The sequence below is a fragment of the Corynebacterium lubricantis DSM 45231 genome (assembly GCF_000379425.1).
Classification (GTDB): domain Bacteria; phylum Actinomycetota; class Actinomycetes; order Mycobacteriales; family Mycobacteriaceae; genus Corynebacterium; species Corynebacterium lubricantis.
Map to the genome: position 1 here is coordinate 1 of NZ_KB902207.1, position 8,577 is coordinate 8,577.

The 8,577-nt window shown below is 59.4% G+C and carries 7 protein-coding genes and 2 pseudogenes; 6 read left to right on the forward strand and 3 right to left on the reverse strand.

Features of this window, described 5'->3' with window-relative positions; all coding sequences use genetic code 11:
- Positions 1 to 81 precede the first annotated feature (81 nt).
- From A37O_RS15130 to A37O_RS0109110, 5 genes are read left to right on the forward strand one after another with little or no spacing between them, the layout of a single operon-like run.
- Positions 82 to 1,116, forward strand: coding sequence for an NAD(P)/FAD-dependent oxidoreductase (locus tag A37O_RS15130; RefSeq protein WP_156802555.1), 1,035 nt, complete (start codon positions 82 to 84; stop codon positions 1,114 to 1,116).
- Positions 1,113 to 1,436, forward strand: coding sequence for a (2Fe-2S)-binding protein (locus A37O_RS0109095; protein WP_018297196.1), 324 nt, complete (start codon positions 1,113 to 1,115; stop codon positions 1,434 to 1,436). The genes A37O_RS15130 and A37O_RS0109095 overlap by 4 nt, the downstream gene beginning before the upstream one ends.
- Positions 1,436 to 2,953, forward strand: a complete 1,518-nt coding sequence (locus A37O_RS0109100) for an FAD-dependent oxidoreductase (protein ID WP_018297197.1) — start codon at positions 1,436 to 1,438, stop codon at positions 2,951 to 2,953. Before A37O_RS0109095 ends, A37O_RS0109100 begins: the two co-directional genes overlap by 1 nt.
- Positions 2,953 to 3,954, forward strand: coding sequence for a proline racemase family protein (locus A37O_RS0109105; RefSeq protein WP_026196272.1), 1,002 nt, complete (start codon positions 2,953 to 2,955; stop codon positions 3,952 to 3,954). Before A37O_RS0109100 ends, A37O_RS0109105 begins: the two co-directional genes overlap by 1 nt.
- Positions 3,955 to 4,009: 55 nt before the next feature.
- Positions 4,010 to 5,572, forward strand: coding sequence for an aldehyde dehydrogenase (NADP(+)) (locus tag A37O_RS0109110; RefSeq protein ID WP_018297199.1), 1,563 nt, complete (start codon positions 4,010 to 4,012; stop codon positions 5,570 to 5,572).
- Positions 5,573 to 5,745: 173 nt separating this feature from the next.
- Here the strand turns inward: A37O_RS0109110 and A37O_RS16930 are convergent, their stop codons facing one another.
- The 3 genes and pseudogenes from A37O_RS16930 to A37O_RS16900 form a co-directional block, all read right to left on the reverse strand.
- Entirely contained in the window at positions 5,746 to 5,835 is a 90-nt protein-coding gene (locus A37O_RS16930) for a hypothetical protein (protein WP_018297200.1), read from the reverse strand.
- A gap of 338 nt (positions 5,836 to 6,173) precedes the next feature.
- Positions 6,174 to 7,421, reverse strand: a pseudogene (locus A37O_RS16980) (IS701 family transposase).
- Between the two features lie 39 nt (positions 7,422 to 7,460).
- Complete coding sequence (locus A37O_RS16900) at positions 7,461 to 7,703, reverse strand: recombinase family protein (RefSeq protein ID WP_342661955.1); 243 nt, start codon at positions 7,701 to 7,703, stop codon at positions 7,461 to 7,463.
- Positions 7,704 to 7,803: 100 nt separating this feature from the next.
- Here A37O_RS16900 and A37O_RS15685 point away from each other — a divergent pair.
- A pseudogene (locus A37O_RS15685) lies at positions 7,804 to 8,515 on the forward strand (IS6 family transposase).
- The last annotated feature ends 62 nt before the right edge of the window (positions 8,516 to 8,577 follow it).

The following is an 8,577-nucleotide window of genomic DNA, read 5'->3' on the forward strand; positions in this document are numbered from 1 at the left end:
CGGATATTCGAGACAGCTTAAGCACCCCGGAGCAAGGACAACTAATGTCTTGAGGTTGGGCTTTTCGACCCTGGCCCAACTTTGCAACAGCACCTGGCTCGTCATTCACTGGCGATGTGGCCCGTGCTCTCCAAGCAGCTGGAAGAAGAACTCGGCCCAGCATTTCCCTCGGTGGAGTTTGAACCCAAGGGCGGCATTGTCGTCACCACCACGGAATCGGGAGCGCAACCACTCATAAACTTCGCTACTGAGCAGCGCAAGTCACTTATCGATGCTCGAGTCCTGGCCCTGGATGAGGCATTCGAGCGTGAGCCGTGGCTCAACCCTGAGATTACAGCCGCGGTCTATTACCCCGAGGACTGCCAGATCCAACCGACCATCGCGACCGAAGCTCTCCTGGCCGTGGCCCGCAAACACGGCGCCAAATCCTTTAATAACACCGAGGTCACTGCCCTAATCCACGGACCCTCTGGGACGGTGGAGGGGGTGCGGACCAACCGTGGAGACATCGCAGCGAGAAACGTCATCATCGCAGCTGGACCCTGGTCAGGTTCACTGTCGGCCACACTGGGAGCCCCGGTCCCGGTCAAACCCCGGCGGGGGAATGTGCTTGTGACCTCACGAATGCCGCATCGTGTGTTCCACAAGGTCTACGACGGCGACTATTTCGGGGCCACCCAATCCGCTGGGGCAGCGCTTGAGACTGCCGCGGTCATCGAGTCCTCCCAAGCCGGAACGGTGTTGATCGGTTCTAGCCGAGAACAGGTGGGGTTTGACGACACCCTCCACGCCCACGTTTACGCGGAGATGGCGAAAAAAGCCCTGAGAGTGTTTCCCTTCCTGGCTGACGCCTCGATCATGCGTACCTACGGCGGTTTCCGCCCCTACATGCCTGATCATCTTCCCATCGCCGGGGATGATCCACGCATCCCGGGACTCCACCACGCTTCAGGGCATGAGGGTGCCGGCATCGGTCTGTCGGTGGTCACCGCTGAGATCCTTGCCGCACGCATTCTGGGGGAAACACCATCAAGCCCACTCGGTGTTATCGACACAGCGCCGTTTGACCTGCGACGACCAACGCTTCAGCACTATTTTCAGGAGGCATTAGCATGAACCCTCGGCTCGTCCCCGCAGACCAAGACCCCATCCAACGCAAGCATTCGGCAACACTTCACGTTAGTTTTGACGGCCGCCAGCTGGCCGGGGAGCAGGGTCAGACCATCGCCGGAGTCCTGATGTCCCACAACATCCTGTCGTGGCGCACCACCTCGGTCCATGCCAAAAAACGCGGCTTATTTTGCGGTATCGGAGTCTGCTTCGACTGCATTGTGGCCGTCAACGGCCAACGCGATGTCCGTGCCTGCCAGCGCCGCTGCCACGACGGCGACGTGATCACACCGCAGCACGATGAACTTCCGGAGGTGAAAAAGTAATGGAGAATGCAATCCTGACGCAATCTTCGCGATCAACAGCCAGGCATGTCGTCATCGTCGGTGGCGGACCTGCCGGCCTGTCCGCTGCGTTAGCCGCGAAAAACGCTGGTGCGCGGGTCACACTCATCGAATCATCTGACCAACTGGGCGGACAGTTCTGGCGGCACCTACCCGCTGAGCGTGCAGGCGCGAAAGAAGCAAAACTCCACCACAGCTGGGACACCTACACACGGCTCCGGGATGGGGTTCTTAACGACGAGAACTGCGAGGTCATGTTTGAAGCGCAGGTCTGGTCACTGGAATACGACCATGACACACAGCTGGCGCTCAACATCCTGGTAGGACCTCCCGACGGCACAGACCGTACCTCCGTACGCCTGACACCAGATGCCCTGGTACTGGCTACGGGGGCACATGACCGCACCCTTCCCTTCCCCGGTTGGGATCTCCCCGGTGTCTTTACCGCCGGAGCAGCGCAGGCATTCGCAAAAAGCGAACGCATCGCCGTGGGAAAACGTGTGGTCGTAGCTGGTGCCGGACCATTTCTATTACCCGTAATGTCCTCTCTGGCAACCGCCAACGCCGAGGTCATCGGTGTCTTTGAAGCCAGCCAGGTCCGCAATCTCACTAACTGGATCACCAGGGCTCCTTGGAAGATGCTCGGTGCGGCTCACAAAGGCAGCGAACTGGTGGAATACGTCGGCATCCATCTACGACATCGCGTTCCCTATCACCTGGGCTCTGCGGTCATCGCTGCGCACGGCACCGACCAAGTGGAGTCCGTTACCGTCGCAAAGATCGACCACAACTGGCAGCCGATCCCGGGGACTGAGAAACAGTATGAGGTCGATGCCGTATGCGTCAGCCACGGATTTACTCCACGGATCGAACTTGCAATTGCTGCCGGTTGTACGATTTCTTCGTCGAGGTTCGTACAGGTCAACACACGCCAAGAGACCAGCGTGCCCAATATTTATGCCGCGGGTGAGATTACCTCCATCGGTGGCTGTGATGCTGCACTGTCTGAGGGTGAGATCGCCGGCCATTGTGCCGCAGGTGGAGATCTTCAGGCTCCCAGCCTGCGTCGCGCTGTGCGAGCTCAGGCCACCTTTGCCCATTTCGCCGATCGGCTGGAAGCCGCCCATGGCGTCCGCAGTGGCTGGATGAGCTGGGTAGACGATGATACGGTGTTGTGCCGCTGTGAGGAAACGAAGTTCGGTGCCTTCCGCGACACTGTGGCATTGACGGAATCCTCGGGTCTGCGATCGACCAAGCTGACCACCCGCGTTGGCTTGGGGATATGCCAGGGACGCATATGCGGGCGGAATGTCGAGGCTATCCTAGCGCAGCTGACCGGCGACCCCCAGGGAGACGGCGCGCGCACCGATCGTCGTCCCATTGTCACGCCGGTACGCCTGGGAGATATCGCCTGTTCCGGTGACACCCTGCAGGATCCGCAATCCCCACCCCACCGAGTCGATGACCAGGCCATCTACCCCACCGAAAGCGAGGCATAATGCGCTCGAAACTGCTCTTCTCTGCCGTGGACTCTCATACAGAAGGAATGCCTACTCGTGTGATAACCGGCGGATTCAAACCGATTCCTGGCGAAACCATGAATGATAAACGGATTTATTTCCAACAGAACCTGGACCACCTGCGGACGATGCTGATGACTGAGCCGCGGGGACACGGTGCAATGAGCGGTTCTATCCTTATGCCTCCCACCCGCGATGACTGTGACTTCGGGGTGCTCTACATCGAGGTATCCGGCCTGCTGCCCATGTGTGGCCATGGCACGATCGGCACGGCGACCGTGTTGGTGGAAACCGGCATGGTGGAGGTTACCGAGCCAGTGACCACTATCCGCCTGGATACCCCAGCCGGGCTGGTCATCGCCCGTGTCGAGGTCGAAGATGGGCACGCAGAGTCCGTGACCATTGAGAATGTGCCTAGTTACACGGACCGGTTGGACGCCATGATTACGGTGCCCGGTTACGGGAATATCCCGTACTCACTTGCCTTTGGCGGAAACTTCTACGCCATGGTTGATCTTGACTCGATCGGAGTTGAGTTCGACCGCAAGAACCAGCAGGAGATCCTGCAGGCTGGGCGTGCAATCATGGACGCAATCAACGAAACGGATCCACCCCGGCACCCGACGATTGAGGGGGTGGATCATGTCCATCACGTCGAGTTCATTGCGTCAGGGTCCAACGCACAGCTCTCCCGTCATGCAATGGCTATCTATCCCGGTTGGTTCGATCGTTCACCGTGCGGTACCGGCACCTCAGCACGCATGGCCGAGCTGTGGTCACGCGGGGAACTCGAACTCGACACCGACTTCGTCAATGAGTCCTTCATCGGCAGTCGGTTTACCGGTCGACTGATCAAAAAGACCATGGTGGGCGACTATGACGCGGTAATCCCGACCATTACGGGACGAGCCTGGGTCACTGGAATGGGCCAGTACATGCTCGATCCCAGTGACCCGTTCCCCGCTGGCTTCCAGTTCTAGATGTTTTCAACCTCCTAAAACCACTCGATCCCCAAGAAGGAAAGGCACTCAGACTATGACTACCCCCTACACCCACAGCCCCCTGATTACCGAGCTCAAGCCCGAGATCGAGGCGATCGTCGCAGCTGCCGACGCGGCTGCGATCGAGTACGCCAGCACCGAACCCCGAACCCGCGCGAGTGCACTCGTAGCCGTTGCTGACGCACTTGATGACCATGCTGATGAACTGGTCGCACTCGCCCAGGAAGAAACTAGACTGGCAGAAGGACGCCTGCGCGGGGAGTTAAACCGTACTGCGGTGCAGCTGCGCCTGTTTAGTGACGTTATTGTCGACGGTGCCTACCTGGACGTGCGCATTGACCGGTTTGATGAGGATTTTGCAATCGGCGTACGCCCGGAACTACGCATGACCCGCCTGCCGGTTGGCCCAATCATCAACTTCGCTGCCTCGAACTTCCCCTTCGCTTTCTCCGTGGCTGGTGGGGACACTGCTGCAGCCCTGGCGGCGGGGTGCCCTGTTATCCTCAAGGCGCATTCCGGACATCCGAAACTCAGCGTCCGAACAGGGGAAATCGTCACCGCCGCGCTGGAGGACTCCGGAATGCCTCACGGGGTGTTCGCGGTGATCACCGGTCAGGAAAACGGCACCGCGGTGCTGAAAGATCCCCGAATTCAAGCCGGCTCTTTTACCGGATCAGAGCACGTCGGGCGCCTGCTGGCCGATATCGCTGCAGCCCGTCCGCAACCGATCCCGTTCTTCGGTGAGCTGGGGTCCACGAACCCGGTCTTTGTCACCCAGGCAGCAATCGATACCCGAGTGGATGACCTGGTTTCGGGATTGGTGGGGGCAGTGGCAGGATCGGCCGGTCAGTTGTGCACGAAGCCCGGCTTCGTGTTCCTTCCTGAAGGTCATGGTCTTGAGGAAAAGATCCGGGAGGCTGTGGCTGCGTCAAACTCCCAATTGGGCGAGCAGCGACTGCTCAACCCAAGCATCGCGCGTGGTTACACCGGGCGGCGTGAGGAAGTGATCTCCGCCCCCGGGGTTCATGTTATCGTCGATGGCCAAGCTCGCGTCGATGATGATCAGCAGGTGTGGACCACACCGACGATCGTGGGCGTATCGCTTGCCGACCTGCGGGAACACCGCGATGCGATTCTCGCGGAAGTCTTCGGCCCGTTCACCGTGCTGGTTGAGGTGCCCACCGGTGAGAACCCTGCAACGGTGGTTAATGAGCTGTTTACCGGTTCTTTGACGGCAACGCTTCAGACTGCTGATGATGAAGCCACCGAGGAACTTCATGCCCTGGTAGTCGCGCTGACGCAGGTGGCAGGCCGCGTACTATACGGAGGCTGGCCTACCGGTGTGGCCGTCACCCACGCCATGGTGCACGGCGGTCCCTGGCCTGCCACCACGAATAATTCTTCGACCTCGGTGGGAACCGCGGCCATTAACCGGTTCCTCCGGGCGGTGACCTACCAGTCCCTGCCCGATGCGCTGCTGCCTGCTCCCGTGCGTGACTCCAACCCGTGGAACATTCCGCAGCGGATTAGCGAAGCTGGGGAATCCCGTACCTGGGGTCAGAAGGTAAACAGCCACGTGTATTCCTCGAAAGGTTAGGTGATAGGCCCCGTCCGGCATTTATAGTGCCGAACGGGGTTCAAGCATGTTTAGATACATCCGACCGCCAAACACTGTTCCTGGCAACCCGCCTCAAACGGGGGTGCGGACATGGGGTGGACCATCCGGCAGCCCGAACTCTGTGTCCCCTTTCCTGAGGTCTGGATCCTTCTTCAATTTCGTTTTGCTAGATCCCGGTAGAGGGTGGTGCCCCCGATACCGAGGTCGGTGATGATGGCGATCTTGGATTCGCCGGCACCCAACCGCTGGCAGACTTTCTCAAGATCCCCGGGGTTCCAAGCCCGTTTGCGGCCCTTGTACTTGCCGGCTTTCTCCGCCAGCGCAATGCCCTCATCCTGATGTTCACGAATGATGGAGCATTTAAACTCCGCGAACGACTCGCCGATCCCCGAGCACGAGGGTGACCCGCGGATCAGTGGATTCCTTCGAAAACGTCAGATTCTCTTCGACGAAGTGCACCGATGCCCTCTTGAAGGTGATCTAGTAGTACTTCGTTAGGTGGGTGCTCGCCCGCAATACGGGCAGCACCCCAGCAACTCAATGACCATCGATTGAAGCTCGGCGAGGACAGCATAGAAACTCACCCCACCACCTGGGCTTTTGGGTCAGCAGTCACCAACCGCTGCTGGGTGACAAACAGATGCGCCGCGGTCACCAGCGTGGTGTGGTGATGCCACCCCAGCCAATGCCGACCTTCGAAATGATCCAACCCCAACCCATGCTTCAATTCCCGATAGTCATGTTCAATCCGCCACCGGATTTTCCCCAACCGCACCAACTGCTCAATCGGGGTGTCTTCCGGCAGGGTCGACAACCAGTAATCCGTTGGCGCTGAAGCAGCACTGGGCCATTCGATCAGCAACCAGCATGCCGGGAGTGTACCGTCATCATTGCGCGGGAGATTCCGGTTGGCTGGGCACACCCGCACCGCAGTGAACCTGCTGGTCAAGGTGTTTTTACTGCCCTGTCGCCAGGACACGGGACGATACTGTGCGATCGGTAGCGATTGGGCCAGTTCCTGGGCCTGCACAGGCGGGGTCCGGTAGCCTGGCTTTTTGGGGCGGCCGAACCCGGAATACTCTGGGGTGTCAAAGACCACGTCACCGGGGTGAACACTGGTTAATCCTTTGACCTGCACAACATACTCCAACCCGCGGGTGGTCAGCGCAGTACGAAACGCCCCATTGTCACCGTAGCCAGCATCCGCGACCACCACAGGTGGGTTCACACCCCAGTCGTGGAGTTCGTCGATCATCTCCATCGCCAGTTCCCACTTCGGGCGGTGTCCGATGTCAGCGGGGATCAGGGCTTTGGCCCGGCGTTGCCGGATGAGGGCGCGTCTCTCTCTTCCGAGTCGGCGGTGGTCTCATCCCAACTGGCAGGGAGAAACAACCGCCAGTTCAACGGACACGACGCGGTATCGGTCACCGCGTGCACACTGACCCCGATTTGGACGTTACCGACTTTGCCGAGGGTGCCGGAGTACTGTCTGGCGACTCCGGGTGAGGCTGACCCGTCCTTGACAAAGCCGGTGTCATCGACAACCCAGGCATCGGGGTGAATAAGGTTAACCGCCTTGGTGGCCAGGGCTTTGTCTTGCCGGTTCGACTGGCCAGGGTGAGGTGGAGACGAATTGCTGGAGTCGTTGATGATCAATGCCCAGACGCTGCGCCATGGGTTGCATGGATTTCCGACGTCCCTCCAGCATTAGTCCTTGGAGGTAGTAGCTGGATGTGGCGCGTTGGTCTTTGCGGACCAGGGAGGCAAAGACCTCAGCGACGAAATCCTGGAGAGCACTCGGGGTATGGGTGGTGGTTTTTGTGTTCATGATCAAACATTACGCCCCATAAAGATCACTCCACAAGAGCTAACGAAGTACTACTAGTCCTGGCCGGTCAGCTCGGGATTTGGCGGAGACTTCATCGCGAAACTCCTTATCCACCTTCCCAATCATCTCACGCTGCCGAGCGAGATTCTGATCGGCGCTCGAGACGCGGATATAAGAGAACCGCTGGCCGATAGGATGTATAGCCGGAGATTCGGGGGTTGTCGCAACCACAGCGGAAGGGGCGGGAGCAGGAGTTTTGTCGTTTTCAGAAGTCCTCTGCACAGTCGCCCATAGGGTGTCCCACTTCTAAGGTAGCGGGGTGAGTTTCGGTGCTGTTGCAAAGTAGGGGCGGAATGGTGGTCGCCATGGAATGATCACGGTTATAGGCATCTTCTCGGGTCGTCATTTTCCTCGCGAGGTCATTCTGTGGGCGGTGCGGTGGTACTGCCGTTACGGGGTGAGCTATCGCGATCTGGAAGAGATGATGACCGAACGTGGTGTGCCGGTCGATCACACCACAATCTATCGGTGGGTCCAGAAATACGCCCCTGAACTGGACAAGCAGACCCGCTGGTACCGGCAGGTGTCTGACTGGCAGGCGCGCTCCTGGCGGGTGGACGAGACCTACATCCGGGTCGGCGGGAAGTGGTGCTACCTCTATCGGGCGATCACCGCTGGTGGGCAGACCCTAGACTTTTACCTCTCCTCGAAGCGGAACGTGGCCGCAGCGAAGCGTTTCCTGGCGAAGACGCTGCGGTCGAATAAATCGGCAGGCTATCCGCGGGTGATCAGCACCGACAAAGCCCCCCTCACTGGCCAAGGCAATCTCTGAGTTGAAGGCGGAAGGCGTCTGTCCACCGACGGTCGAGCATCATCGGGTGAAATACCTCAACAGTGTCATTGAAGGCGATCATGGCCGGCTGAAACGGATCCTGGGGCCGAAGGGGGCGTTCAAAAACCGAACGTCCGCCTACCGGACGCTGAAAGGGATGGAGGCGATGCACTCATTGCGAAAAGGCCAGGGCACGATGTTTGCCCACGGGCAACCGAACCCGGACGCGGTGATCGTTAACCATGTCTTCGAGACGGCCTGAGAACGCCTATACGCAGCGGCCATCAGGGAATGAGAAACTGAGTCTTCGCGGCTCCCCCCCCC

Excerpts from the sequence above, each read along its gene's own strand:
- A37O_RS0109095 (WP_018297196.1), top strand. The coding sequence starts at position 1,113 with ATGAACCCTCGGCTCGTCCCCGCAGACCAAGACCCCATCCAACGCAAG.
- A37O_RS0109100 (WP_018297197.1), top strand. The coding sequence starts at position 1,436 with ATGGAGAATGCAATCCTGACGCAATCTTCGCGATCAACAGCCAGGCAT.
- A37O_RS0109105 (WP_026196272.1), top strand. The coding sequence starts at position 2,953 with ATGCGCTCGAAACTGCTCTTCTCTGCCGTGGACTCTCATACAGAAGGA.
- A37O_RS0109110 (WP_018297199.1), top strand. The coding sequence starts at position 4,010 with ATGACTACCCCCTACACCCACAGCCCCCTGATTACCGAGCTCAAGCCC.